Source organism: Streptomyces sp. NBC_00080 (assembly GCF_045041255.1).
GTDB lineage: Bacteria > Actinomycetota > Actinomycetes > Streptomycetales > Streptomycetaceae > Streptomyces > Streptomyces coriariae.
The window spans coordinates 9,054,155-9,079,672 of sequence record NZ_CP108235.1 but is presented as its reverse complement, the minus strand read 5'-3'; the positions used below and the strand labels follow the sequence as shown (position 1 = coordinate 9,079,672).

The following is a 25,518-nucleotide window of genomic DNA, read 5'->3' as shown; positions in this document are numbered from 1 at the left end:
TCCGTGGCGGATTCCGTGGTGGGCACGGAGGCGCCCCGCACCCGGGCCGGGGGAGTGTGTGACCCAGGCGATCGGCCCGGCGGGCTTCCCGGGTCGATCGTGACCCACGACCGGACTTCTGCCGATCGTGACCACGACGACTTCCGGAGGACCGATGGACGCCGAACCCCGCTCCCACGCTCAGCGTCGTCACGACACCGAACACCGGCTCACCCACGACGTCGATGTCTGGGTGGCCAGCGCCTCGGCGGACGGCGCGCCGTACCTCGTACCGCTGTCCTTCGACTGGGACGGGGAGGCGCTGTTGCTGGCCACCCCGACGAACAGCCCCACCGGCAGGAACCTGGCCACGACCGGTGTCGTTCGGCTGGCCCTGGGCCGCACCCGCGACGTCACCATGATCGACGGCGAGGTCGAAGTCCTCGAACTCGACGGGCTGCCGCGGGAGCGAGGCGACCGGTTCGCCGAACGCGCCGGTTTCGATCCGCGTGTGCCGACCACGTCGTATCGCTGGTTCCGGATCGTCCCGAGTCGTATCCAGGCCTGGCGCGAGGAGGACGAGCTGTCCGACCGCGAGTTGATGCGCGACGGCCGGTGGCTGACCTGACGCTCCGGCCGGAGGCGAACTCGACGCCGCCACCTGCCACGGCTCCTGCGAGCGGAGCCGAGCTGCATCCGCTCCCCCGGTCGGGGGCGAAGTGGAGTGGACGGCACGAATCCGCATACCGGCACCGGTGCGTTCGTGCCGGCGGGCGACCCGGTGATGGAGGGAAACAACGTGACCGCAACCGAACGATCATCGGACGTCGTGGTGATCGGAGCAGGCGTCGCCGGCCTCGCCTGTGCTCAGGACCTGCTGACCGCCGGAGTCGGCGTGCGGATCCTGGAGGCCTCCGACGGGGTCGGTGGCCGGATGCGCTCCGACCGTGTGCACGGCTTCGTGATCGACCGTGGCTTCCAGGTCTTCAACCCGTCCTACCCACAGATCCGGCGACGCCTGGCAGGGGACGGGCTGGACCTGCGGCCCTTCGACCGGGGCGTCCTCATCCACACCGACACGGGCAGGCGCCGCCTGGCCGACCCCCGCGCTCACCCGTCCACGCTCGTCGACCTCCTGTCGGGGCGTCTCGTGGGACCGCGCGACCTGGCGGCGCTGGGCGCCCTCTCGGCCTCGGACGCGGTGGGCCCGCCGCACCGGCTGAAGCGGCGGCCGGATCGCAGCACGCGCAAGGCTCTTGCCGACGCGGGCTTCACCGACGCGTTCGTCGAGCGCTTCTTCCTGCCCTTCCTGTCCGGGGTGTTCCTGGAGGACCGGCTGGAGACGTCCGCCCGGGTCTTTCATCTCGTGTGGCGCAGCATGCTGCGCGGCACCCTGAGCCTGCCCTCCGCAGGCATCGGTGCCGTACCTCTCGCCCTGGCGGCGTCGCTGCCGAAGGGCACCGTGCGACCGGAGACGCCGGTCGAGCGTCTGACGGACGAAGGCGTGGAGACCGCCACCCGCGAACTCGTCCCGGCGCGCGCCGTGGTGGTGGCCACGGGCCCGGGACCAGCCGGAACCCTGCTGCCCGGCGTCACCGTGCCCACGTACCGCGTGGTGACGACCTACTACCACGTCATGCCGGGCCCGCCACTGCACGAACCCGCTTTGCTGGTGGACACCCGGCGCCGCTTCCTCAACACGTGCGTGCTGAGCAACGTGGCCGCCTCCTACGCGCCCCCCGGCCGGGCGCTCGTGGCCACCTCGGTGCTCGGCGCGGACGCCGACGGCCGCGAACGCGCGCTGCGCGCGGCGCTGAGCGAGGTCTACGACACCGATGCCGACCGCTGGGACCTGCTGACCGTCCGTACGGTGCCCGACGCCCTGCCCGCGATGGCGCCCCCTCAGGAACTCAGCCGCACCACCCGGGTGGCCCGGGGCAGATACGTGTGCGGTGACCACCGGGCCACGGGCTCGGTCCAAGGGGCGATGGCCTCGGGTGCGCGCGCCGCCAGGGAGGTGCTGCGCGACCTCGCCAGGTGACGCAGCTGCACCAAGCGCCGTCACGGTCTCACGCAGGCGCCACCTGGTCGTCGAGCAGGATGCCCAGCCGACCGGCCACGGTGGTGAGGGTCGTTCCCAAGGGGAGCGCGACCCGGGTGAGGGCGTGCCGGTCGCCCCGGGTCGGGTCCCGGTTGACGATCAGCACGGGCTTCCCGGCCTGACCCGCCTGGCGGACGAACCGAAGTCCGGACATCACCGTCAGTGAGGAGCCCAGAACCAGCAGGGCGGTCGCCTCGCGGACCAGCGTGCGGCAGTGCTCCACGCGCGGCGGCGGAACGGTTTCGCCGAAGAACACCACGTCCGGTTTGAGGATGCCGCCGCAGACCGTGCAGGGCACCACCCGAAAGTCCCCGACCTGTGCGTCGGTGAGGTCGGCGTCACCGTCCGGATTGATCGCCGCCGCCACGGGCTCGAAGTCCGCATTGGCCTCCGCCAGCCGCCGGGCGAGCTCGCTACGCGGGCTGAAGACACCGCAGGACAGGCAGACGACCCGGCCCAGGCTCCCGTGGAGTTCCACGACGTCCTCGCTGCCGGCGGCCTGGTGCAAGCCGTCGACGTTCTGGGTGATCAGGCCCGAGAGCAGACCGTGCCGCGCGAACGCGGCCACCGCCCGGTGCCCGGCATTGGGACGGGCGCGACCGAAGGTGCGCCACCCGAGGTGGCTGCGTGCCCAGTACCGGCGCCGGGCCTGGGGATCGGAGGTGAAGTCCTGGTAGGTCATCGGGGTGTGCCGACTCAGGCTCCCGCCCTCGCCCCGGTAGTCGGGAATGCCCGATTCCGTGGAGATACCCGCCCCGCTGAGCACCAGCACGCCGCCGGCGCCCAGCGCGTCGACGACCTGCTCCGGATCGGTCGTGCCCGGCGGCAGGTCCTCGGCGGGGGTCCAGCTCAGAGTGGGGCGCATGCGCATGCCGCCAGGGTACGGAACAGGCCGCCCGCAGTGTCCGAGTCCGCGCCCCAGCCCGAGCCACGGCCGCGAGCGGACTCTGCCCGGCCCCGAGGTCCGGTTGCCTTCGCAGGACGCGAGATGGGTCACAACATGATCCCGTGAAGTGCCCTCCGGAGCGGCACTGCGGGCCTGCCCACACCGCATTTACATGCAGTATGCAGCGAAGTGCGCACAGCCCGTGAGGGGGACATGTCCGCCTATCGTCGCTCTTTGGCCTGCCGCCGGCGCCGTCGAGCAGACCCGTCCCTGCCCCCGACGAAAGTAGGCGAGCGAAGCTTTGCCGAGTGCCACAGTCGCCTCTCCCCCGACATCCCTCCCGACCGTTCCGAAGAACGCCATCGCCCCGAAGAACGCCACCGTCACGGACCCCGCACTGGTGAAACGCGCGGTGCGGGCCGCCGCGCTGGGCAACGCGATGGAATGGTTCGACTTCGGCGTCTACAGCTACATCGCGGTCACCCTGGGCAAGGTCTTCTTCCCGTCCGGGAACCCGACCACCCAGCTGCTCTCCACCTTCGGCGCCTTTGCCGCCGCCTTCCTCGTGCGACCGATCGGCGGCATGGTCTTCGGGCCGCTCGGCGACCGCGTCGGCCGTCAGAAGGTGCTGGCCCTCACCATGATCATGATGGCCGCGGGCACCTTCGCCATCGGCCTCATCCCGTCGTACGCGTCGATCGGCGTCGGAGCCCCGGTGCTCCTGCTGGCAGCCCGCCTGGTGCAGGGCTTCTCCACCGGCGGCGAGTACGCGGGCGCCTCCACCTTCATCGCCGAGTACGCGCCCGACAAGCGGCGCGGCTTCCTCGGCAGCTGGCTGGAGTTCGGCACGCTCGCCGGATACATCGGCGGCGCCGGTCTGGTCACGGTGATGACCGCTCTGCTGTCCACGGAGGACCTGCTGAGCTGGGGCTGGCGGATCCCGTTCCTGATCGCGGGCCCGATGGGCATCGTCGGCCTCTATCTGCGGATGCGGCTGGAGGAGACCCCGGCGTTCGCGGCCGAGATCGAGAAGGCCGAGTCGAGCCGCACGAAGGTGCCGCTGCGCCGGATGATCACGGGCCAGTGGCGGGCGCTGCTGCTCTGTGTCGGCCTGGTGCTGGTCTTCAACGTCACCGACTACATGCTGCTGTCGTACATGCCGAGTTATCTGACCGGTGAGCTCCACTACGACGAGACGCACGGCCTGCTCGTCGTGCTCGGCGTGATGGCCGTCATGATGATCGTCCAGCCCTTCGCGGGAGCCCTGACGGACCGTGTGGGCCGCCGACCGGTGATCGCCGCGGGCTGTGCGGGCTTCCTGTTGCTGTCCGTCCCCGCCCTGCTGCTGATCCGCCAGGGCAGCCTGTTCGCGGTCGCGCTCGGCATGGGCGCGCTCGGCCTGCTGCTGGTCTGCTTCACGGCGGCGATGCCGGCCGCCCTGCCTGCGCTGTTCCCGACGAAGGTCCGCTACGGATCGCTGTCGATCGGCTTCAACGTCTCCGTGTCGCTCTTCGGCGGCACCACCCCGCTGGTGGTGACGGCCCTGATCGGGGCGACCGGGAACATGATGATGCCCGCGTACTACATGATGGCCGCGGCCGTGATCGGCGGCGTGGCGGTGTGGTTCATGGCCGAGTCCGCGGGGCGCCCGCTGCCGGGCTCGGCACCCTCGCTGTAGGGACGCGGACCTGCGAACCGCTCGCCCGGGACACCGGGCGCCGGCCGGCGGGGCCTTGACGGCCCGTCGGCCGGATCGAGGAGGCGACCGCGCGGACCATGCGCCACCACAGGCACCCGCACCGCCCCCGCGCCTCCCGCCCCGCCCTCCCCCGCTTCGAAGCCGGGCGTCGCTCCTCATCCCACCAAGTATTCGCCATAGACGTTTGTTCGAAGGCGATTGGTGCACACGAGAAACTGACACTGTCTTTACACGACGAAGCGGAGAAACACCATGGGCATCATCGCGTGGATCGTGATCGGTCTGCTCGCCGGCATCATCGCCAAGGCCTTGATGCCGGGCAAGGACCCGGGCGGCATCATCATCACCATGCTCATCGGCATAGCCGGCGGTCTGCTCGGCGGCTGGCTCGGCAAGGAGATCTTCGGCGTCGACTCCATCGACGGGTTCTTCGACCTCTCCACCTGGATCGCCGCGATCGTAGGCTCCTTCATCCTGCTCGCCCTCTACCGCCTCGTCACGGGCAACCGGCGTTCGCACCGCCACGCGTGAACCGCCGACGTCGTAGACGGTAAGGCATCCGAACGGCTCCTACCCTGTCCTCGGGGTGGGAGCCGTCGGCGTTGCGCGAAGGGACCCGGGGCGCCATGGTGGGCACGGCGCAGGACCTCGCCCAGGGGCAGTTCGGCAAAGCACCGCGATCCGGCCGCGAGGGGAGGCGACAGCCCTTACCGGCCTTCGGGGGATCTTTGGGGCTCCGCCGCTCCCCGGCGGTCGGCGAGTGGTACGGGCATGAGATGCCCACACCCCCCGATCAGCCCGCCTTGCCGCTCGAACGTCCAAGCAGCGAAGAGCCGCACGTACCGGGTCTGCTGCGGACCGCGGCCGCGTACGCGTGGCGGATCATCGCCGTCGGCGTCGTCGTCCACGTCACCTTCTCGGTGCTCGGGCAGTTTCACCGGATCGCCGTCGCCGTCTTCCTGGGGCTGGTCATCACCGCCGTACTCCGCCCCGTGGCCGGGCTCCTCGCCCGCTTCATGCCTCGGCCGCTCGCGGTCGCCGCCGCGCTCATCGGCGGCATCGTCCTCGTCCTCGGCGCGTTGGCCCTGGTGGGTGAGACCACGGCCGATCAGCGAAGTGGGCTGGAGAAGGAGTTCGTCACGGGGATCGACCGGATCGAACGCCGGCTGGAGGAACCGCCCTTCCGCCTGCCCCCGGACGCGTTCGACGATCTCCAGTCCCGGACCGGCAAGCTCCTGTCGAGCCACCGTTCCACCCTCATCAGTACGGCGCTCAGCGGCGCGAGCCGACTGGTCGAGGTGCTGACCGTGCTCGCGCTGGCCATGTTCTGCGCGGTCTTCTTCACGTACTCCGGCGACCGGCAATGGCAGTGGGTGTGCGACCAGCTCCACGACGGGGCACGGCGGCAGGTCACGGTCGCGGGCCGGGCCGCCTGGCGGACTTTCACCGGTTACACGCACGGCATCCTGCTGGTGGCCGCGACCAACGCGGTCCTCGTGGGTATCGCGCTGTTCGCTCTGGGGGTACCCCTGGCGGTGCCGTTGGCGCTGCTGGAGTTCCTGGCCGCGTTCATTCCGCTGATCGGCTCGCCGATCGCCCTGTCGATCGCGGCGGTCGTCGCACTCGCGTCGAAGGGAGTGGTCATCACCCTGGTCGTCGTGGCCCTGATCGTGGTCATCGGCCAGATCGAGGGCCACCTCCTGCACCCCATCGTGATGAGCTGGGCCGTCCGGTTGCACCCGGTGGTGGTCGCGCTGGCGGTCGTCGGCGGAGCGGTCGCCGCGGGGGTGATCGGCGCCGTGGTCGCCGTACCGCTGGTGGCCGTGGTGTGGTCCGTCCACCAGGCCCTGCGCACTCGCACCGACGGCCCGGAATGAGGCGCGGATCGTGCCGACAGGGCGGGTCGCACAGCCGCGGCTCGCCGGCAGGACGGTTCGTCGCCGCCGGCGAGCCCGGGCGTCGGTGACTCCCGCAAGGGCTCGCCGGCCGGGATTCCGAGGTCACCCGGACGCGGTCAGGAGCGGACGATGCGGCGCACGTTGTCCACAGCGCCGCAGCCGGCCTTCAGCTGACGCTCCCTCTCCTCCAGGAACGCCTCGCCCAGCTCCTCCCGTCGCTCCATGGCGACATTCTCACGGGCACCGTTGAGGATCGTGCGCTCCTCCTCGTCGGTGTGGTGGGCGATGGCCTCCACGAGCTCTTCCAGCTTCTCGTCCCACTCCTCGGAGCCGACCTCGTCGACCTCCAGGAGCCCGAGGAGCGCCTCGTTGCCCTCCTCGTGCTCCTCCTCGCCGTGCTCGACCTCTTCGTCGTCGATCTTCTTGAAGCGCTTGAGGGCGGGGTACACCTTCGCCTCCTCCGCCAGCGCGTGCGCGATCAACAGGTCGGCGAACTCCCGAAGAGCGGCTGCCCGGTCGGCTTCGACGCTGCGCATCAGACGGAAGAGGTCCTCCATCCTTCGGTGATCCTGGAGGATGAGTGCGACGACGTCTCGCGTGTCAGGCGTGTCAGGCATGTCGGCCATGGGAACGGGCTTCACTTTCGTACGAGGGACCTGGGGAGGAACCGAGTACCCCGGCCGGCCGTGTTCATTGATCCCTGCCCCCGTGCGTGCCCGACGCCGCTCCCCCGGCCGATCAGACGAAGGCGCTCTGTCCGGTGATCGCCTTCCCCACGATCAGCGTGTTCATCTCCCGGGTGCCTTCGAACGAGTAGATGGCCTCCGCATCCGCGAAGAAGCGCGCCACGTCGTACTCCAGGACGATGCCGTTGCCCCCGAAGATCTCCCGGGACCAGGCCACGACCTCGCGCATACGGGCGGTGACGTGGGCCTTGGCCAGGGAGGAGTGCTCGTCCCGGAACACCCCCGCGTCCTGCAACCCGGCGAGCCGATGCAGCATGCCCCAGCTCGAAGTGATGTTGCCCAGGCTCTTCACCAGGAGATCCTGCACGAGCTGGAAACCCGCGAGCGGACGGCCGAACTGCTGCCTCTGCGTGGCGTAGCGCAGGGCCAGCTCGTAGGCGCCGATCATGACACCGAGGGCCTGCCAGGCGACCCCACTGCGCGTGGCACGCAGGACCTCCGCGACGTCACGGAAGGAGGACGCGTTCTGGAGCCGATCACTGTCCGGCACCCGGACGTCGGTGAGGGTGACGTCCGCGTTCTCGACGATGCGCAGCGACGTCTTGTGGGCGATCTTCTCCGCCTTGAATCCGGGCGTGTCCTTGTCGACGACGAATCCCTTGACCTGGTCGTCGTCGACATCGCGGGCCCAGACGACGATGTGGTCGGCGAAGGTGGCGTTGCCGATCCAGCGCTTGGCGCCGTTGAGTACCCAGGTGTCGCCGTCCCGCTGGGCGGTGGTGTGCATGCCGGCCGCGATGTCGGAGCCGTCGAGCGGCTCCGTGAGGGCGAACGCCCCGATGGTGTCCATGCTCGCCATGCCGGGCAGCCAGCGGTCGCGCTGGGCCTGGTCGCCGCATGCGTGGATCGCGTACATGGCAAGTCCGTTGTGGACGCCGAAGAAGGTGGCGACCGAAGCGTCGACCCGGCTCATCTCCATCGCCATCATCCCGGTCAGCAGATGGCCGGCGGCGGGGCCGTGGTCGCCATAGCCTTCGTACGACAGTCCGACCAGTCCACTCTCCCGGAAACGACTGATCAGCTCCATGGGGAAGGTGCCGTCGGCCCAGTTCTCGGCCACCAGGGGCTGCACCTCGTCGCGCATGAACGACCTCGTCCTGAGCAGGACCTTGCGCTCCTCCTCCGTGAGAGCGGACTCGAAGTCGTAGAAGTCGGCCACGTTCTGGTGTTCCGTGAGTGAAGTCATGGGGCCCTTCTTCCACGGTTGTGCCGAGCAATGCGCACTGCGGACGTCGTCGCCCGTGAGCGTTTCGTCTGCTCAACCCGGCCGACGAGGGCTCTGCGTGGACGAGTCCGCATCCCTCCGTGCCCGGGCACGGCCGTAGGTCAACGCGCCCGACCCCACCAGCACGGCCGCCCCGAGCCCGTACAGCGGCAGCCACAGGGTCGTGGTGGATGCCAGGCAGTCGGCGACGGCGTCGTGTCTTTGGATGTCCTGCGCCCGGGCCAGGGCCACGGCGTCCCGGCCGGCCAGGTTTCCCGGCGCGGCTTCCGTCCGGAGGCTCTCGTACGCGCCCAGCTCCCGGCAGTCGGCGCGGGTGCCCGGGATCGGGAGGAGCCACGCCGAGCGCCGCAGCAGCGGGGCCAGCGCGATCGCCACGCACAGGCACACGACCAGCGAGTATGCGACCAGGTTCCACGCGTACGCGCAGCGGAGGCCGGGGGCCCACGGAGGCAGGCGGTAGAAGGAGACGATCACCGCGAGAAGGGTCACTCCGAAGTAGGCCGCGAACCACTCCCAGGAGCCCTCCGCGAGTGCGAACGTCAGGACGGCGGCAAGCCCGATGCCGATGACCCCTGCCTGACCGGGGACACCGTGGACGCCTGCACCGACCGACGGGGACGTCCGGGTCTGTCGGGCATCGAGATCGTCCACGGGTGTACCTCCCTCGTCCGAGGCCACCAGTGTTCGCGCACCTGGCTCCACCAGCCCGACGCCAGGCGGTCGCACCGGCCCCGGAGCCGCCCGATTGACGGATCTCGCGGGGGGAGGCTCCTTGGCGAGACCGACACGAGTTCTCCGTCGGTCCGAAGCTGACGGAAGCGCAGGCCCCGGGCTCACGACCGGTCCCAGCCAGTGAGCCCCCTGGTCCGGTCACGGTCACGCGTGCGACTGTCCGTCTCCCGTTACCGGGGCGGCAACGTGGTGAGGAAGTCCAGGACGAGCGGGCTTGCGACGGCTCGGAATTCCTCGAAATAGGCGTGCCGTGCTCCGGGGATCATGTGCAGCCGGGCACCGGGAACGCGGTTCGCGAGCAGAGGCGCGTTGGCGGCGGGATTGAGCAGGTCGTCGCTGCCGTGCACGACCAGAGTGGGTGCGCCGATGCCGGGCAGGAGGTCCCACGCGTCGTGCCGGTTGCTGGCCACCAGGTGGCGTCGTTGGGCGTACGGGGGCATGGCCGGATCGCCGAGCGTCTGGCGGGGGCCGGGGTGGCTGGCCAGCCAGCCCGGGGTGTACATCAGATCGAGCAGGGCCTGTCGGGCCGCACCGGGTTGCGGTTGTACCAACGACCTGCGCACGTCGTTGTCGCGTTCGACGGCATGCGGGCCACCGGGTGACGTGCAGCCGAGCACCAGGGCGCGCACACGCTCGGGATGGCGGGCCGCGAGCTGCTGGCCTACGCGTCCACCCATGGACGTGCCGTAGACGTCGGCGCGGTCGATGCCGAGTTCGTCGAGCACCGCGATCACGTCCTGCGCGAAGATCTCGGTGCTGTAGGGGCTGTCGGGCTTGTCGCTCTCCCCCGTGCCGCGGTAGTCGACCGTGACGGTGCTGCGTTCGGTGTGGAAGTCGTCGCGTACCCCGTCCCACCAGTGGTGGTTGTTCGCCTGACCCGCCAGCAGAACGAGCGGTGTTCCCTCGCCTCGGACCTGGTAGGCGATACGGACCCCGTCAGGCGTTGTCGTGTGCTGCATCGGCCCTTCTTCACTCGTCGTGCAGGTGCTGCGAGGACTGTATGACCGGAGATCATCATCGTGAACTAGGTCGCATACCCGGGGTTCAGCTTGCGGGCAGGGGCGGTGCGCATGTTCGGATGAGTCGATGCGCACCCCCCACCGCATAGATCCGGATCCGCATCCCCGTCCCTACGACCGCTCCGAAGCGCCGCCCGATCCCTACGAGGAACTCGGCGCCCTCGACGACGGTCCTCCGGACGGGTTCCCGGGCGGCACCACCGAGCAATGGGCAGAGCAGGAGCCGGAACGGGAGCCGGAGTGGAGCCCGCCCGTCCACCGCCGCGGCGGCCGGCGCCGGCGGAGCCGTTTCGCCGGTCTGCCGCTCGCGGCGAAGGCGGTGGTGAGTCTCGTCGTCCTCGCCGCCTTCGTCACCCTCGCCGACCGCTGGGCGCTGCTGTACGCCGAGCACAAGGCCGCGGACACCCTCAAGGACCAGCTGGACCTGGCCGCGGCACCCGAGGTGGAGATCGGCGGCTTCCCCTTCCTCACCCAACTCGCCGGCAAGCGGCTGGACTCGGTACGGGTGACCGTGCCGGACGTGTCCGCCGACCGGGTGTCGCTGACGAAGGTGTCGGCCACGGCCCATGACATCCGGCTGGACGCCGACGGGCTCACCTCCGTGCGCGGCGCCCACGTCCCCCGGCTCGACGGTGACGTCCTGCTGTCCTTCGCCGACCTCAACCGCGAACTCGGCGCGTCCCAGGTGATGTTCACCGGCGACGGCCGTGACCGCGTCAAGGCCCATGGCATCCTGCCGGTCGCCGGGCACGACCTGCGACTGCGCGCCGAGGCCACGATCCGGCGACAGGGCGAACGGGGCATCGGCACGCAGATCGGCGGCATACGCCTGGACATCGGGGACCTGGCCACCTACCGCCCCGGCACGCGCGCCTCGGACGGCCTGCACCTCACCGCGAAGGCATCCGCCGACGTCGCGCGGGAGACCCGTAAGGCGAAGGCACTGCTGTCGGTCCCGGCCGTCGTGCAGCGACTGGGGGTGCCCAGGGCGGCCGTGCGCGAGGCCCTGAGCGACGACGGCAAGCTCGCCGAGCTGACCGGCTCCCCGCGCTTCGCCCGTCAGGCCCAGACCCTCAACCTCATCGACCTGGCCCTGGACAACCCCGAGGTGCTCCGCGGTCTGGGCCTCGACCCCGACCTCCTCGACGCCCTGTCCCAGCTCACCCGCCCGGCCCTCGCCGACCGGCTCTCCCTCGCCTTCCGGCTGCCGGAGCCGAAGACGGGGGACATGCGGCTGCGGTACGTGCGCGTGGAGAAGGACGGCATCCGGGTGCGGCTTACGGGCTCGGGGCTGGCCCTGGGCAGTTCATGATCCGCGTGCCGGTGCGACCGTGAAAGCGGGCACCCAAGAGGCAGGTGTGCAGGACGGTTTCGCGGGCAAGCGGGGTGTGGCAGCTGTGATGCCGGGGGGCGGCTCTGCCTGGGGAGGTCTGCGCCGCCCCCTCCCCCTGCCGAACGTGGGAGGTCGGCGTGTCCGTCGTCCTTGCGTGAGCCGTACGAATGAGGGCACAAGCCACTATTGGCACGGCAAACACCTGGTGTCCCACCCAGCCAGGTCACCTCACGCAAGACGAGTAAGGAACTTCAGTGGCCGACCTACTGACCGACGGGCAACCCGACCCAGCGCGGTCCGGGCCGACCGACATCGCCGGCATGCCCGCCCAGGTCCGCCAGGACCTGACACGCAGGCTGAGGCGGAACAAGCGCCCTTTCCGCGACGAGGACGTCCAGGTCGTCGAACCACCGCTGCTCCGACGTGCGGTCAGCGCCTCGGCGCTCGGCAACTGCATGGAATGGTTCGACTTCGGCGTCTACAGCTACCTCGCCGCCACCCTCGGCAAGGTCTTCTTCCCCGGAGCGTCACCCGCCGCCCAGGTCATCTCGTCCTTCGCCACCTTCGCGGCCGCGTTCGTCGTACGCCCGCTCGGCGGCCTCGTCTTCGGTCCGCTCGGGGACCGCCTCGGCCGGCAGAAGGTACTCGCCACCACCATGATCATGATGGCGGCCGGCACGTTCGCCATCGGTCTCATCCCCAGTTACGCCACGATCGGCATCGCCGCCCCGATCCTGCTGTTGCTCGCCCGCATGGTGCAGGGCTTCTCCACCGGCGGCGAGTACGGGGGCGCCACGACCTTCGTCGCCGAGTACTCGCCCGACCGTCGTCGCGGCTTCCTCTCCAGCTGGCTCGACTTCGGCACCTTCGTCGGCTACGCGCTGGGCTCCGCCCTGGTCACCCTGCTCAATCTCGCGCTCAGCGACGCCGAGATGCTCTCGTGGGGCTGGCGGATCCCGTTCCTCATCGCGGGCCCGCTCGGCGCGATCGGCCTCTACATGCGTCTCAAGCTCGAAGAGTCGCCCGCGTTCCAGCAGCAGCTCGACGAGCACGAGGAGAGCCTCGCCAAGGAATCGGCGGGCACCGAGTTCAGGACCATCGTCAAGGACCACTGGCGGGCCCTGCTCATCTGCATGGGACTGGTGCTGCTCTACAACGTCACCAACTACATGGTCACGGGATTCCTGCCCACGTATCAGACGGAGACCCTCGGCCGCTCCAGCAGTTCGGCGGACGTCCTCGTGCTCGTCGGCATGGTGTGGATCGTGCTGCTGATCACCTTCCTCGGCAGGCTCAGCGACCAGGTCGGCCGACGCCCCCTCTACGGCTTCGCGGCGGCGGGAATGATCCTGCTCGCCATTCCCGCCTTCCTGCTGATCAAGATGGACGGAACCTGGCTGCCGGTCTGCGGTGTGCTGATCCTGTCCACGCTGCTGGCGTGCTTCGCCGCGCCGAGCGCCGCGACGCTGCCCGCGCTGTTCCCGACGGCCGTCCGCTACGCGGCCATGGGCATCGGCTTCAACTTCGCGGTGGCCGCGTTCGGCGGTACCACTCCCCTGCTTACGGAGGCGCTGGTGAGCGTCACCGGGAACGACATGGTGCCCGCGTACTACCTCATGGTCGCCGGTGCCATCGGCCTGTTCACGGTCCGCTTCCTGCCCGAGAGCGCCCAGGTGTCCCTCCACGGCTCCCAGCCGATGGTGGGATCGAAGAAGGAGCGCCGGGAACTGATCGTCACCTCGCAGGAGTTGTACCGGTTCGGCCGCGAGACGTCCGACCGCCGCTGACCCCTCACCCGGCACCGCGCACGCCCGGTCTCCTGCGCAGGAGACCGGGCGTGCGCACTGGATCTGCCCGCGAAGGCTGCGGGCACGACGGTGATAGCCGACGGCGCCCACCTGGGCACACGCCTCGTCGTGCCGCATCGAAGACGCGCCGGACGGCCCCTCCTTCCGGTCAGGAGGAGGACAACGCCGGGCACCGGCGCGTCCGAGCCCGCGTCGAGCACACCTTCGCCCGGATGAAGAACTGGAAGATCCTGCGCGACTGCCGCCAGAAAGGCGACGGCCTCCCCGGCAGCGATCACCTCGGATTCCTCCCTGCTCCGGAAGCGGCGGAGAGGCCTGCGGGCGCGACCGGAATCACGGCATACCGTGCGCTGAACGGCTGAGCCCTGGACGACGTTCCGTGCGTCGGGCCAGATCGGCGATGACGACCTCGCCGGTGTACCGCGGTACCAGTGACCGGTGGTGATTGTGGCCTCCGGGTCCACGGGTCGTGCCGTGGCCGCTCCTGGCCTCGAAAGCAGAGACCCGGCCGGATGCCGGGCCGGACAGAAGCGGGGAGCGACGCTGTGATCGAAGTTCGTGGGCTGACCAAGCGGTACGGGGACAGGACGGCGGTGGACGGACTGAGTTTCACCGCTCCGCCGGGGCAGGTGACGGGTTTTCTGGGGCCGAGCGGAGCGGGCAAGTCCACCACCATGCGGATGATCGTGGGCCTGGACGCGCCGACCAGCGGCACAGCTCTGGTCAACGGCAAGTGGTATGCCCAACATCGTTCGCCCTTGCAGGAGTTGGGGGTGCCGCTGGAGGCGAAGGCGGTGCATCCGGGGCGCTCGGCCTTCAACCACCTGATGGCGTCGGCGTAGACCCATGGGGTGCCGAGGCGGCGGGTCGACGAGGTCATCGACCTCGCCGGTCTGCACGCGGTGGCGCACAAGCGGGTCGGGGCGTTCTCGCTCGGGATGGGGCAGCGGCTGGGCATCGCCGCCGCGCTGTTGGGCGATCCCGCGGTGGTGATGCTGGACGAGCCGGTCAACGGGCTGGATCCCGAAGGCGTGCGCTGGGTGAGGGGGTTGCTGCGCGGGTGCCAGCACTGCGCCGGAACGGGCCGGTCCCGGACCATACCCTGGAGACCATGTACAGACAACTGAATCGGTGGGCCACCGGCGGCCTCATCCACAAACTCGGCCCCGGCCTCTACGCCGCAACACCTTGGTCTCCAGCCCCACTTGCATGACCTACGAAAACGCTGACCACCCGGCCTTGGGGCAAGGCCCTCTGCGTCAGCCTCCTCCCATCAGCCTGCGATCGCCCGCAAGATCGGCTGGCCAAGTGCGCCGAGCCAGCCCGCGAGCGCTCCGAGCGGCCCGATCAGCCCGGTACTGGCCGTGGCCAGCGCACCAGCCGAGGACAGCAGCCGGGTGATCCGGCCGAGCCGGCCCGCCACTGCCTCCCGGTCCGGCTCCGGCCGGGCGACCTCCTCGTCCAACGAGTCCAGCTCGGCCCGCACGTCGGGCTCGATTGCCGGCGGCAGCGCCGTCTGCTCGATCGACGCCCTCAGTTCCCGGACCAGGCCGCGCACCTCCTGCCCGCCCGCCGTAAAGACGGCCGACTGGCCACCGTGAACGTTCTGGTTCCCGGCGACGTTGTTGACCACGCCGCCCTGCTGATTGCCGATGTTGAAGGCCATGACTCCCCTTCTCCTCACCGCTGCCGCCAGGACGCCTGCCGCTCGGCATCCTCGAAGCGGCGGCGCCGGGACGTCGTCACGACGTGCAGAACGATCCCGATGACCGTCAGAACCGTCCCGATAGCCGCCATCGCGAACCCGACCGCCCCTACCGGCACCCCGGCCACCTTCGGTCCGAGCAGCTCCGGGGAGGAGTCGAAGTTCGAACTCCCCGACGAAATACCGTCGTTGGTCCTGGCAATGAATCGAATGATCACCCAGCCGTAGATCCCACCCCCGACCAGAAAGAGCAGGAAGCCGAGCATGATCAGGTGTCGCGCCCTGGTACGGGTCGCGGCGATCTCCTTGAAAAAGCTCTCGCGCTGCGCCTGCTGCACGTAGTTGTACTGGTCCCCGGCGACGTTGCTCAGCCGGTCGGCCTGCTGCTGCCCGATGTCGAACCGCCGCTCGCCGGCAGGCGGCGTACGGCCGGCCTCGCGCGGTGCCGGGCGACCCGGCGGGCCAGAGGGTGGTGGCCCTGCGGCGGGAGCGCCGTGAGGCGTGGGCCCGGGCTCGGGGCCCCAGCCCGGCATGGTGTCCGAGGTACCACCCGGGGTGCCGCCGACTCCGGGCTTCGGGGCCTGAACGGTCCGGTCGGCGGGGCGCTGCTCTTCGTAATGCACCTCTAAGGGCCCAAAATCCAGCACGTCGCCCGAGTGCAGCACCTGCTGCCCGAGCACCGGGTGACCGTTCAGCATGGTGCCGTTGGTGGAGGCTAGATCCTCGACGGTGGTCCGGCCCGAGGCCCGCCACACCACCGCGTGCCGTCGGCTGACGTCCGGATCGCCCACCTGGATCTGGCAGTCGGAGTCCCGCCCGACCAGCATCGGCTGGTCGTCGAGGACGAAGACCCGGCCGCGCAGCCGGTCCGGGCGGTCGACCACGAGTTGTGGCAGGTCGCGCTCTCGCAGAGGCGGGTCCATGGCACGACCTCCTGCCTTGGCGAAGCATCCGGCGTCGGACGAAACGATTCGGTCGCCGACTCTGGTGATCCTCACCTTCCAGTAAAGGCCGATCGGCTCCGTCCTGCCACAGCATCCCGGACGGCCGGAACTCGGCAGTGCGTTCGGCCGCCGTCCCCTCGGTCCGCAGCCCTCCGATCCCGACGGGCTGGTCTCCGCGACCCCACCGAGCTCCTCCCGGAGCCCGTCGACGTGTTCGAGAAGGAGATCGAGGGCGCGCTCGCGCTATGGAGTCGATGTCCCGCGACGACCTCGAAGGCGGCGACTTCAAGGACACCTACACCGAGGCCATGGAAAAGATCATCGAAGCCGGGCGGGAGGAGAAGCCTCTCCCCGGGATGCCCGAGCCGGAGAAACCTGGCCGGGTCCTCGACCTGATGGCCGCGCTCGAGGAATCGGTGCTGCTCCGCGACCAGGTCCTCCGCCATGATCCGGTCGGCAACCTCCGGCCGGTCTCCCCCACCCACCAGATGCTCGAACCGACTGCCGGTGAACGGCACCCCGCCGGGCGGCATGCCTATGCCGAAGTAACGCCGCAGGTCACCGACAACACGCTCTGCACTCAGCAGCACGCGCAACCGCTGCCCCAACCGCGACAACAACGTTCCAGTGGAAGAGATCACACGAACCCATCCTTCATAAGGCGAGCAGTGCCCTGCATCCCCCCACCGCCCATCTCCGGCCGGAGGTGCGTGGAAGCTCCACACCCGGTGCAGGGTGTGGAGCCCAGCTCACTCAGCGGAAGGGACCGTCGGTCGCGAAGGCGTGGGCTGCAAAGCACTTGCCCATTCGACGGTATGCGACGGCGGTGGGGTGTAGGCCGTCGGCCAGGTCATCCGCTCGTCCGGGCCGAGCAGCTCGCGTCCGTCGAGATAGTGGAGGTGGGGATCGGACGCCTGTCGTGCCGCAGCGATCCGGGCCATCTCGGCACGGACCACCGCCGGCGACAATGCCCCGCCGGCCACATCGGCCGGGTCGCCCAGGGCAGCGAGCCTGCCGTCCGGGCCGGTCGCGGTCGGGCCGGGGGCCTCCTCCAGGGCCGGACAGCTCACCGGAGAGATCAACAGCAGCGGGGTGTCCGGGTGCCCATCCCGGATCGTGTCCAGGAACCCGTGTACCGCCGGGCCGAACGTCCGCAGCCGGAAGGCGGACAGGCTCACGATGTTGATGCCCACCTTGAGGCTGATCAGGTCGGCGGGCGTATCGCGGATCGTCCGGGCGACATAGGGATCCAGCAGCGCGTTGCCCGCCTGGCTGAGGTTGATCACCTCCACCCCTCCGAGCGCAGCTGCCACCACCGGCCGGGTCCCGGTCGGGCCGTCGGCCTCGATGCAGTGGCTGATGGAACTGCCGTGGTGCACCCAGCGGCGCCGCCCGTCCGGCAGTGGTGCCAGTACGTCGCCGTCAGCGCGCAGTGCCACCAGTTCCGTTGGGGTCTGCTGTGGCAGCCACAACTCGACGCCCTGCATACCGGCGGGCAGCCCGGCGAACCGTACGGTCCCCGGCTCGCCCGGGATGAGCCGCTGTACGGCCCGCGGGCCCGCCATCCGCAGCACGTTGCCCACCGGCGCCTGCTGACGCCCGGCCAAGGCGCCGTCCACCAGCAACTCCAGCATCCCCGTCGGGCGAGGGTGGGCGTGGGGGTGGGGGTGGGGGTGGGGGTGGGGGTCAAACTGGCCGGTGGAAGTGAGTACCTCCAGCTCCAATGCGCGAGCATCAGTGCGGAACACCAGCCGCACCCCCGAAGGCATCACGGTCACCCCGTAGACCGACGGGTCCTGGTACTGCTCCTTGGTCCACGCAGGCAACCGGCGCGGCATCACCCCTGCCTGTGTGGTCTCCAGGTCCAGCGCAGCCCGTATCTCCACCGGCCCACCCACCAGCGGAACCGCCCGCAGCGCCCCCGGCACACCCGACCACGACGCCCTGCGGCTCCTCGCCACCTGGGCGGCCACCGAACAGCCTCACCTCACCGCCACCGCCACCGCCACCGGCGCTGGCACCGGCGCCGGCGCCGGCGCCGGCGAGGATCACTCTCGTCGGCGACAGCTCCGGCTCCGGCTCCAGCGCTGCGCAACCCATCCGTACAGGGGGCCGGCCGAGACACGGGGTGGCGCGCGATCACGTCGGGCGGAACTCGCGCGGTGGGGTCATGACCCAGCGGATGGTCCGGGTCAGGGCCTGCCCGGTGGGGCGTACGGCGAGATCCTCGACGACCGGCACCCGGGGGAGCCACAGCATGCCCCGGGCCCAGGGCGGGAGCAGCACGACGGCGTTGGCAGCCAGCCCGCCGTAGAAGGGCCGTACGGCCAGGGGCAGGGGCGGCCGGAACAGCAGGAAGCGGGCGGCGGCGCGGGCCTCGGGCGTGGTCCGCAGTTCGTGCCGGTAGGCGGTCAGCCGCTCGCACAGCTCGCGTCGGTCGCGCGGTGGGTCGCTCACTCCCAGCGCCTCGGCGACCCGCGCGGTGTCGGCGACGTAGCCGTCGTACCCGGCGGCGTCCAGCGGGTGGGCTCCGAAGCGTTCGTGGGCGCGCAGGAAGCTGTCCGTCTCGGCCGCGTGCACCCAGCCGAGCAGGTGCGGATCGGTCGCGTGGTAGGGCACGCCCTCGGACGTGGTCCCGCGGATCCCCTCATGGATGTGGCGAACGATGTCGACCGCCTGCTGAGCGTCCGGGGCCGTGCCGTAGGTCGTGACGGCCAGGAAGGTGCTGGTGCGTTGCAGTCGGCCCCACGGGTCGCCGCGGTATCCGGAATGCCCGGCCACCGCGGCCATGGCGAGCGGGTGCAGGGACTGCAACAGCAGCGCGCTCAGCCCGCCGATGAACATCGAGGCGTCACCGTGGACCACGCGGATCGGGCGGTCCGGTTCGAACCAGCGCGGGCCGGGAGTCTGGTGGATACGGGCACGTGTCGCCGGTCCGTCGGGTCCGGCGACGCGGCGGAACAGGGCCCGGCCCAGCCGCTCACGGACGAGGGTCAGCACGGTCGGCCTCCCTTCTCCTGCTGTCCAGTGTCCGCTATGCCACCCGGATCCGGGCATGGCGGCGGCTTCGGCGAGGCGCCCTCCTCACTCTGCGGGTTCGACCGGTTGCTGTGCGACGGGTTGCTGTGCGGTGGACTGCCGCGCAGCCATGCGTCGGCAGTGCGCTCGCGCCTGCGCGAGGCCTTGCTGCTCGCCGCCGTCCTGTCCGACCGCAAGCAGCTCCCCGGCGGCAACGAGAGCGGCCCAGTAGACGGAGGGATCGCCGGTGGCCCTGACCTGGTTCCCCCCGGCCAGGGAGAGGTAGGACCGGGTCAGCTCTCCGGTCCGCAGCCACCGGTGCAGACGGTGGCCGAGCCCGCTGCGGACAGCGCCCATGGCGCCGACCGCCGTCCCGAGCAGGTCATGGATCTCCTGCTCGCGCGCGTCGAGTCGGCGGTCGACGACGAAGACATCCGACAGGTCGAGGAACAGGGCGAGCACCTCTTCCTCCTCCGGTCCTAGATCGGCGAAGAGGGGCTCCGCGTCACGCACCCGTCTCTGCGCCTCCGCGGGCGGGATGCCCAAGCCGACGCAGACGGAGACCGCGGCGGCCCGAGGATCCCCGCCCTGCCGCACCAGCTCCTCGAAGGCCTTCGCCTCCGACGACAGCTCCACCCGCGCCCTCCCTCCCCGCCGCGCCCGTTCCTTCGGATCGCACGGCGCTAGCGTGGGGTCCCATGATCGTATGGCTCAACGGCACCCATGGCGCAGGCAAGACGACGACCAGCGCACTCGTGCAGCAACTGATTCCGGATTCCAGGGTGTTGGACGCCGAGAAGGTGGGAGAGACACTCATGGACATCACACCGGGGCTACCCGGGCCCGGGACGGACAACTTCCAGCACTGGCCGCCGTGGCGGCCGCTCGTCGTCGAGACCGCCCGCCGCGTGCTCGACTACACCGGCGGCACTCTGGTGATGCCCATGACCGTCCTGGTCGAGCAGTACTGGCGCGAGATCAGCGCGGGTCTCGCCCAACATGCCATCCCGGTCAGGCACTTCGTCCTCCACGCCGACCAGGAGACCCTCCGTGGGCGCATCGAGGCGGACACTGTTCTCGGCCCCTCCCTGTTCCGGCTCAAGTACCTCGAGCCCTACGCCGAAGCGGCCCGCACATGGCTGCACGGTGAGGCCGAGGTCGTCGACACCACGCGTCTCACGCCCGCTCAGGCCGCCTCGCGGATCGCGGAGGCCGTCAAGGGTTGAGGCCGCCTGCCGGGTCCGGGGTCCACCCGGCGCCGACGGACGCGACGACAATGGGGCTCGGCCGGGCGACCGTCATTCGGTTCCGTACAACCCGCGAGGTGTCCTGAGGGTCATAGCTTCCAAGACGACGGAGGGACTCCTCGTCAACCAGGGGGCTGACATGACCACTCGCGCGATCAGACACACCTCGCTCACGATCGGAACCGCCGTCGCGCTGGCGGTCGGTGGCCTCGGTCTCTCCCCGGCGCCGGCGACGGCTGCGCTGGCGGCCGACGACGAGATAGTGGTCCCGTTCGGCACCAGGGGCGACCTCAAGGCCTATGTCGAGACCCTCGCGCTGGGCGGCGGGAAGCTCAGCGTGTTGGGGACGGCGGACCCCGAGACCGCACGCGGGCTGTGGGAGTTCGACCTCCCGGCCGTCGGCACCCCCCAGCCGGGGCCCCGGCAGCTCGCGGCACCCCAGGTCTGGACGAACTACCCGTGCGAGGGCGTCGACCCCGCGGAGTACACGTGCAGCGGGTTCTACTCCAGGCTGTGGGCGCTCGGCGACGGCCGGGTCGGCTTCATGACGCCGTTCGGGGGCCAGGAAGCCCTGGGCGGCGGGGCACCCCGGAGCGAGCTCGGGCTCGGCACGTTCGACTGGGAGTCACCGGACCATGTGGTGGCGGCCGGCGGTTCGTATGTCGCGGTCAACGACGAGGGTGTGCAACGCATCGGCTCCTTCGCCCCGGGCGTGTCCTACCCGGGGCAGGTCCACACCCGCTCGGTCACCGCGGTGTCCATCTGGGGCACGAAGATCTGGAAGCCGGGCAGCACCGTCGGCACGGTCAATTCGTACGACCTCGTCACCAAGGCAAGCACGGCGAACCTGGCGCTCGGCTCCGGCTGCGTCCCCGACGACCTGCAGGCGGTGGGGCGGTGGCTGTACTGGCGCTGCTCCGCGTCCGACAAGGCCGGGGTGTGGGACAACAGCACCGGCAAGAACATCCCGGTACCCGGTGCGCTGCCCGCCGAGGTCGGCGACGGCTATCTGGTCCAGCAGTCCGAGGACGGGCGGACGGTGACGCTCACCGACTTCCACCTCGGCGGGGGCCACCCTGCCGCCACCTCCCCGTTCTTCACGGCCCCCGAGGGGGCCTGGGTCGGCATGCTCACCGTCGACCGGTACGGCGGCCATGTGGCCTACGTCGACGGCGAGCAGATGATCCACATCCGGCCGGTGACGGTGCCGCGGTCACGGATCAGCCTGTTCGACTGGCGCGCCGACGCCACGGTGGACCTGCGCGCGGCGAGTGACCGGCTGTGGGAGAGCACCTGGCGGTTCACCCGCCCGCCCGCGTCCTGGAAGCTCACGATCAAGGACGCGTACGGCACCACCGTCCGCACCCTCACCGGCAGCTCCCACGAGGGCGCCGCCGTCCGTGCCTCCTGGGACGGCAGGGACGACGCGGGCGCGAAGGCGGTGAGCGGCCGCTACCACTGGACCATGACGGTGGACCCGGGCGACGGCGGCGCCGTCCGCACCCTCCCGGCCGGGAGCTTCCTGCTTTCCGGTGGCCGGTCCGCCTTCCACGACGCCGACACCGACGGCTACGGCGAGCTGTACACGATGACCGGCGGCGGCCTGCTCGAAGCCCACCGGTTCGCCGACGGGAGGCTGACCGACTCCCGCGGCTGGTCGGGCTGGAGCCCGGGCACGCGTTTCGTCCCCGTCGGCGACATGACCGGCGACGGCTGCTCCGACATGCTCAGCAGGACCACCGACGGCAAACTGTATCGGCACTCCGGCGGCTGCACCGGCATCTTCCTGCCCGACGCGGAGCGCACGCTGGTCGGTTCCGGCTGGAACGGCTTCGACGCCGTCGTCGCCGCCGACGACTTCACCGGTGACCACCACCCCGACCTGCTGGCCCGCCAGACCACGACCGGCTACCTCTACCTGTACAGGTCCAACGCCCGCGGCGCTCTGGACCCGGGTGTGCGCGTCGGTACCGGGTGGAAGGGTTACACCGTCGTCGGCGCCGCCGACGTGACCGGCGACGGCATCGGCGACCTCATCGCCCGGGACGCCGGCGGCGAACTGTGGCGCTACGACGGCAACGGCACGGGCGGCTTCAAGCCGCGGACGCTGGTGTTCCGGGACTGGGGCGTCGACCGCAACGCGATCGTCGCCGTCGGCGATGTGACCGGCGACGGTTTCCCCGACCTGGTCTCCCGGACCACCGACGGCAGGCTGCTGCGCAACAAGGGCTGGGGCGACGGCACTTTCAGCGCCACCTACACCCTCGCCTCCGGCTGGCAGAACTACGACGCGCTGTCGTAGGGCAGCAGGCAGCACCGACGGCTGCCGAGCGGGCGCCCCGCTGCCCCTCTCGTGCCCCGTGCGCGCCTCGCGGCGCCCTATGGCGCGCCACGCGACGGACGTGGTCGCCTCGGTCCAGGTCGAGATCGCTCGGCCAGTCGAGATGACGGGCGACTTCGTCCTGCTCGCGGACGGCAGTGATCAACGCTTTCATGCGCGGAACCCCACGCCCACCGACCTCACGTCACCGATGCTTCGATTTCAGTTGCATTCATAGCCCATGAAAGCTGATCCAGTTGATGTCTGGCGATGAAGCGACGATATCGGTAGCTTCTGTCTGCGCACGCAGCGAAAGGACCGACGTGACCCACAGCCCCCTCCCTCCCACCCTGCCGAACACCGACCGCACCCGTCACCGTCGCCTTCGGGAGCAGGGAAGCCTGGACCGTGGCGCACTCGAAGCGATCCTGGACGCGAACTTCGTCTGCCACCTCGGGGTGGTCGTCGACGGGCACCCGATGGTCGTTCCCACCGTCTACGGGAACGACCGACGGAGCCTCTATTTCCACGGATCGGTGGCCGGTCGAAGCCTGATCGCCTCGCCCCGGGCAACGGTGTGCGTCACGGTGACGCACATCGACGGTCTCGTCCTCGCCCGGTCGGTGTTCGAGCACGGCGTGAACTACCGCAGCGCGATGATCTACGGCGTGCCGCGTCCGGTCACGGATCCGGAGGAGAAGCTCGAAGGGCTGCGCTGCCTGACCGAACAGGCCGCACCGGCACAGTGGGACTACGCACGCCGACCGAACCGCAAGGAACTGGCGGCGACGGTCCTGCTCGCCCTCTCGCTCGAGGAAGCGTCGGTCAAGATACGCACGGGCGGGCCCGACGACGGGGACGGACCCGACGCCGCCCTCGGGATCTGGGCCGGTGTCCTTCCCCTGGTCTCGACCTGGGGCGAACCCGAGACCGATCCCCTGCTCCCGGCCGGCAGCGAACCGCCCCACCACATCGGGTCCCGCAGCGGCACTCGTCTCGGGTGATCAGCGGACGGACTCTGCGCAGGGCGAGGCCTTGTCCGGCGGGACTTGCTGTCCCGCTCCGTGCTCCGTGCTCCGTGCTCCGTGCTCCGTCAGCAGGCGTCGTACTTCCAGGCGTCGCCCTCCAACGCCCACGGCTGCTTCGTCTGATCGAACTTGGGCAGGCCCTCCACCTTGTAGGTGGCCCGGCCGAGGTCCCCCGACACGTCGGCCTGCACGTCCGTCACCGCGTGGTCGGGCCCGTAGTCCGTCTTCGCCTGCTGGACGACGCCGGCGTACGCGTCCTTGGTCATCTCCTTCGCGCAGCGCGCGGACAGCATGGCGTACGCGGTATCGGTGTCGGCGGCGAAGTAGGCGGCGGTGTAGACGGCGACGGCGGCCTTGAGGTCGTCGCCCTCGTGGTCCGCGGGAACGCTGACCGTGGGTTCGGTGGCGGGTGTCCCACTGTCGCTCGCGGCCGGTGTTTCCTCGGACGAGGAGCAGGCGGTGAGCGCGGCGAGGAGCAGAGCCGCGGTGGCGATGGTTGCGCTGGTGCGCATGGTGTCCCCCCTGGACGGTGGTGCCAAAAAGGGCATGGTGCCACGGCCAGGAGGGGCGATGGCCGCGCGGGGCCATTTCGGCGGGGCCCTGTGACAGGCCCGCCACGGGGATGTGACAGTCGGGCGTGTCACCGGCTCCGCCCGCGCGGAATGCCTGCGGTACGGGCCCCGCGCGCCGTGGTCCGCCGCGCCGCGCGGAGCGGGGGCGCCGCATCACGGCCGGTCGGTGACATGCCGGCGTTCGGCGTCGTGCGGCGCGCCTTCCCGCGGCCGATTGGCTCAGGCACGGCGCGCCTCGGTTGTGCGGGCTGTCGTCCGGACAAGATCGGTGGGGTGGCGGCCTCGGGACGGGTCGCCCGGCACCCCCACCGTGTGAAGAGGTCCGGCCATGAAACTGCTCGACGACCCGTTGCACCGGCCGCCTGCCGACCGGGCACCGGCACGTGTCCCGGTCCGCGCCCCCGACGTCACGCCGATCGCGCCGTGAGCGGCGCCGCGCGCGGTGACGCGCCGGGCGACGGCCGCTACGGCGAGGCCGTCTTCCGTCCCGAACAGGCGGGCGAGGGCGAGCGCATCGACTTCGGCGCCCTCGCCTACGACGACACCACCATGGCGCGACTGCGGGCCCTCGGGGTCGGCCCGGGGTGGCACTGCCTCGACGTCGGGGCCGGCACGGGCACGGTCTCCCGCCGGCTGCTGGAGGAGGCCGGGGTGGCGAGTGTGCTCGCCGTGGACCGCGACGTCCGATTCCTCACCGCGCGGCCCGTGCCCGGGCTGGACGTGCTGGAGGCCGACATCAGCGCGCCGAACGCCCTCCCCGGCGTCTTCTCGCTCGTCCACGCCCGCTTCGTGCTGATGCACCTGCCCGAACGCGACCGCCTGATCAGCGCGTTGACCGAGCTCGTCGCGCCCGGCGGTGTGCTGGTGCTCAGTGACGCGGTCGACCTCACGAGCGACCGGACGCCCGGCACGCCGTACAGCACTGTCATGCGGGCGATGTGGCAAGGCCTGCGGGCCACCATCGGCACCGATGTCTCCTGGGTGCCGTCGTACCCTCACCTGCTGCGTGGGGCGGGGCTCGATGCCGTCGCCGCCGAGATCCATGTGCCGCCGCTGCAGCCGGGCAGCCCCATCAGCCGCTTCTGGGCGGACACCTGGGAGCGGAGCCGAGCGGCGATGCTCGCCACCGGCCTCGTCGACGACGCGTCAGTCGACGAGGCGGTCCGCTACTTGGACTCCGCCGAATGCGCCGCGCTGTCGGCCGGCATGCTCACCGCCTGGGGGTGGAAACCCGAGGAGGGGCCGTGACAACCCGTCC

At 70.7% G+C, this 25,518-nt stretch carries 22 protein-coding genes and 3 pseudogenes; 13 read left to right on the top strand and 12 right to left on the bottom strand.

Annotated elements, in window-relative coordinates; all coding sequences use genetic code 11:
* The first annotated feature begins 154 nt into the window (after window positions 1–154).
* A complete protein-coding gene (locus tag OHU34_RS40560) occupies window positions 155–607 on the top strand; it encodes a pyridoxamine 5'-phosphate oxidase family protein (RefSeq protein ID WP_142268493.1) in 453 nt (150 codons plus the stop codon).
* A 156-nt stretch (window positions 608–763) separates the two neighbouring features.
* Window positions 764–2,020 (top strand): NAD(P)/FAD-dependent oxidoreductase, encoded by a 1,257-nt coding sequence (locus tag OHU34_RS40555; RefSeq protein ID WP_405772530.1) that lies wholly within the window; start codon window positions 764–766, stop codon window positions 2,018–2,020.
* 28 nt (window positions 2,021–2,048) lie between these two features.
* On the opposite strand, the gene OHU34_RS40550 is transcribed toward OHU34_RS40555, so the two are convergent.
* Entirely contained in the window at window positions 2,049–2,951 is a 903-nt protein-coding gene (locus tag OHU34_RS40550) for an NAD-dependent protein deacetylase (RefSeq protein WP_142268494.1), read from the bottom strand.
* A gap of 316 nt (window positions 2,952–3,267) precedes the next feature.
* Here OHU34_RS40550 and proP point away from each other — a divergent pair, with 316 nt between their 5' ends.
* The 3 genes from proP to OHU34_RS40535 all read left to right on the top strand — a co-directional run bounded on the left by proP (window position 3,268) and on the right by OHU34_RS40535 (window position 6,542).
* Entirely contained in the window at window positions 3,268–4,644 is a 1,377-nt protein-coding gene (gene proP, locus OHU34_RS40545) for a glycine betaine/L-proline transporter ProP (RefSeq protein WP_142268495.1), read from the top strand.
* A 273-nt stretch (window positions 4,645–4,917) separates the two neighbouring features.
* Complete coding sequence (locus OHU34_RS40540) at window positions 4,918–5,196, top strand: GlsB/YeaQ/YmgE family stress response membrane protein (RefSeq protein ID WP_405771295.1); 279 nt, start codon at window positions 4,918–4,920, stop codon at window positions 5,194–5,196.
* Between the two features lie 245 nt (window positions 5,197–5,441).
* Entirely contained in the window at window positions 5,442–6,542 is a 1,101-nt protein-coding gene (locus OHU34_RS40535; protein ID WP_405771292.1) for an AI-2E family transporter, read from the top strand.
* Between the two features lie 137 nt (window positions 6,543–6,679).
* Here the strand turns inward: OHU34_RS40535 and OHU34_RS40530 are convergent, their stop codons facing one another.
* From OHU34_RS40530 to OHU34_RS40515, 4 genes are all read right to left on the bottom strand, one after another.
* Window positions 6,680–7,180 (bottom strand): hemerythrin domain-containing protein, encoded by a 501-nt coding sequence (locus tag OHU34_RS40530; RefSeq protein ID WP_142268497.1) that lies wholly within the window; start codon window positions 7,178–7,180, stop codon window positions 6,680–6,682.
* A gap of 121 nt (window positions 7,181–7,301) precedes the next feature.
* The gene (locus OHU34_RS40525; protein ID WP_142268498.1) at window positions 7,302–8,495 is read right to left on the bottom strand and encodes an acyl-CoA dehydrogenase family protein; all 1,194 of its coding nucleotides are present in this window, start codon (window positions 8,493–8,495) and stop codon (window positions 7,302–7,304) included.
* 72 nt (window positions 8,496–8,567) lie between these two features.
* On the bottom strand, window positions 8,568–9,185 hold the full coding sequence (locus tag OHU34_RS40520; RefSeq protein ID WP_230196034.1) for a hypothetical protein: 618 nt from the start codon (window positions 9,183–9,185) through the stop codon (window positions 8,568–8,570).
* A 251-nt stretch (window positions 9,186–9,436) separates the two neighbouring features.
* On the bottom strand, window positions 9,437–10,225 hold the full coding sequence (locus OHU34_RS40515; protein ID WP_142268500.1) for an alpha/beta fold hydrolase: 789 nt from the start codon (window positions 10,223–10,225) through the stop codon (window positions 9,437–9,439).
* A gap of 127 nt (window positions 10,226–10,352) precedes the next feature.
* On the opposite strand from OHU34_RS40515, the gene OHU34_RS40510 reads away from it, so the two are divergent.
* From OHU34_RS40510 to OHU34_RS40495, 4 genes and pseudogenes are all read left to right on the top strand, one after another.
* Entirely contained in the window at window positions 10,353–11,597 is a 1,245-nt protein-coding gene (locus OHU34_RS40510) for an LmeA family phospholipid-binding protein (protein ID WP_405771287.1), read from the top strand.
* A gap of 341 nt (window positions 11,598–11,938) precedes the next feature.
* Complete coding sequence (locus tag OHU34_RS40505) at window positions 11,939–13,405, top strand: MFS transporter (RefSeq protein WP_230196135.1); 1,467 nt, start codon at window positions 11,939–11,941, stop codon at window positions 13,403–13,405.
* A 69-nt stretch (window positions 13,406–13,474) separates the two neighbouring features.
* Window positions 13,475–13,788 (top strand): annotated as a pseudogene (locus tag OHU34_RS40500) (transposase family protein); the annotation flags it as partial.
* 183 nt (window positions 13,789–13,971) lie between these two features.
* Window positions 13,972–14,487: pseudogene (locus tag OHU34_RS40495) on the top strand (ATP-binding cassette domain-containing protein); the annotation flags it as partial.
* A 212-nt stretch (window positions 14,488–14,699) separates the two neighbouring features.
* On the opposite strand, the gene OHU34_RS40490 reads toward OHU34_RS40495, so the two are convergent.
* The 6 genes and pseudogenes from OHU34_RS40490 to OHU34_RS40465 all read right to left on the bottom strand — a co-directional run bounded on the left by OHU34_RS40490 (window position 14,700) and on the right by OHU34_RS40465 (window position 19,729).
* Window positions 14,700–15,092, bottom strand: a complete 393-nt coding sequence (locus OHU34_RS40490) for a hypothetical protein (protein ID WP_142268502.1) — start codon at window positions 15,090–15,092, stop codon at window positions 14,700–14,702.
* Between the two features lie 14 nt (window positions 15,093–15,106).
* Complete coding sequence (locus OHU34_RS40485) at window positions 15,107–16,054, bottom strand: FHA domain-containing protein (RefSeq protein ID WP_405771283.1); 948 nt, start codon at window positions 16,052–16,054, stop codon at window positions 15,107–15,109.
* Window positions 16,055–16,125: 71 nt separating this feature from the next.
* Window positions 16,126–16,665 carry a DUF6308 family protein gene (locus tag OHU34_RS40480; protein WP_405772528.1) on the bottom strand — a complete coding sequence of 180 codons (540 nt, stop codon included), beginning with the start codon at window positions 16,663–16,665 and terminating at the stop codon, window positions 16,126–16,128.
* 163 nt (window positions 16,666–16,828) lie between these two features.
* Window positions 16,829–18,003: pseudogene (locus OHU34_RS40475) on the bottom strand (lipase).
* A gap of 211 nt (window positions 18,004–18,214) precedes the next feature.
* On the bottom strand, window positions 18,215–19,075 hold the full coding sequence (locus tag OHU34_RS40470; RefSeq protein WP_142268505.1) for an oxygenase MpaB family protein: 861 nt from the start codon (window positions 19,073–19,075) through the stop codon (window positions 18,215–18,217).
* An 84-nt stretch (window positions 19,076–19,159) separates the two neighbouring features.
* A complete protein-coding gene (locus OHU34_RS40465) occupies window positions 19,160–19,729 on the bottom strand; it encodes a hypothetical protein (RefSeq protein WP_405771280.1) in 570 nt (189 codons plus the stop codon).
* Between the two features lie 62 nt (window positions 19,730–19,791).
* Here OHU34_RS40465 and OHU34_RS40460 point away from each other — a divergent pair, with 62 nt between their 5' ends.
* The 3 genes from OHU34_RS40460 to OHU34_RS40450 all read left to right on the top strand — a co-directional run bounded on the left by OHU34_RS40460 (window position 19,792) and on the right by OHU34_RS40450 (window position 23,664).
* A complete protein-coding gene (locus OHU34_RS40460; protein ID WP_230196030.1) occupies window positions 19,792–20,319 on the top strand; it encodes an AAA family ATPase in 528 nt (175 codons plus the stop codon).
* Window positions 20,320–20,479: 160 nt separating this feature from the next.
* Entirely contained in the window at window positions 20,480–22,642 is a 2,163-nt protein-coding gene (locus OHU34_RS40455; protein ID WP_405771277.1) for an FG-GAP-like repeat-containing protein, read from the top strand.
* A 341-nt stretch (window positions 22,643–22,983) separates the two neighbouring features.
* Window positions 22,984–23,664 carry a pyridoxamine 5'-phosphate oxidase family protein gene (locus tag OHU34_RS40450; protein WP_142268509.1) on the top strand — a complete coding sequence of 227 codons (681 nt, stop codon included), beginning with the start codon at window positions 22,984–22,986 and terminating at the stop codon, window positions 23,662–23,664.
* An 89-nt stretch (window positions 23,665–23,753) separates the two neighbouring features.
* On the opposite strand, the gene OHU34_RS40445 is transcribed toward OHU34_RS40450, so the two are convergent.
* Window positions 23,754–24,200 carry a hypothetical protein gene (locus OHU34_RS40445; RefSeq protein ID WP_405771273.1) on the bottom strand — a complete coding sequence of 149 codons (447 nt, stop codon included), beginning with the start codon at window positions 24,198–24,200 and terminating at the stop codon, window positions 23,754–23,756.
* Between the two features lie 483 nt (window positions 24,201–24,683).
* On the opposite strand from OHU34_RS40445, the gene OHU34_RS40440 reads away from it, so the two are divergent.
* Window positions 24,684–25,508: a class I SAM-dependent methyltransferase gene (locus OHU34_RS40440; protein ID WP_142268511.1), complete on the top strand. Its 825-nt coding sequence runs from the start codon at window positions 24,684–24,686 to the stop codon at window positions 25,506–25,508.
* Window positions 25,509–25,518 lie beyond the last annotated feature (10 nt).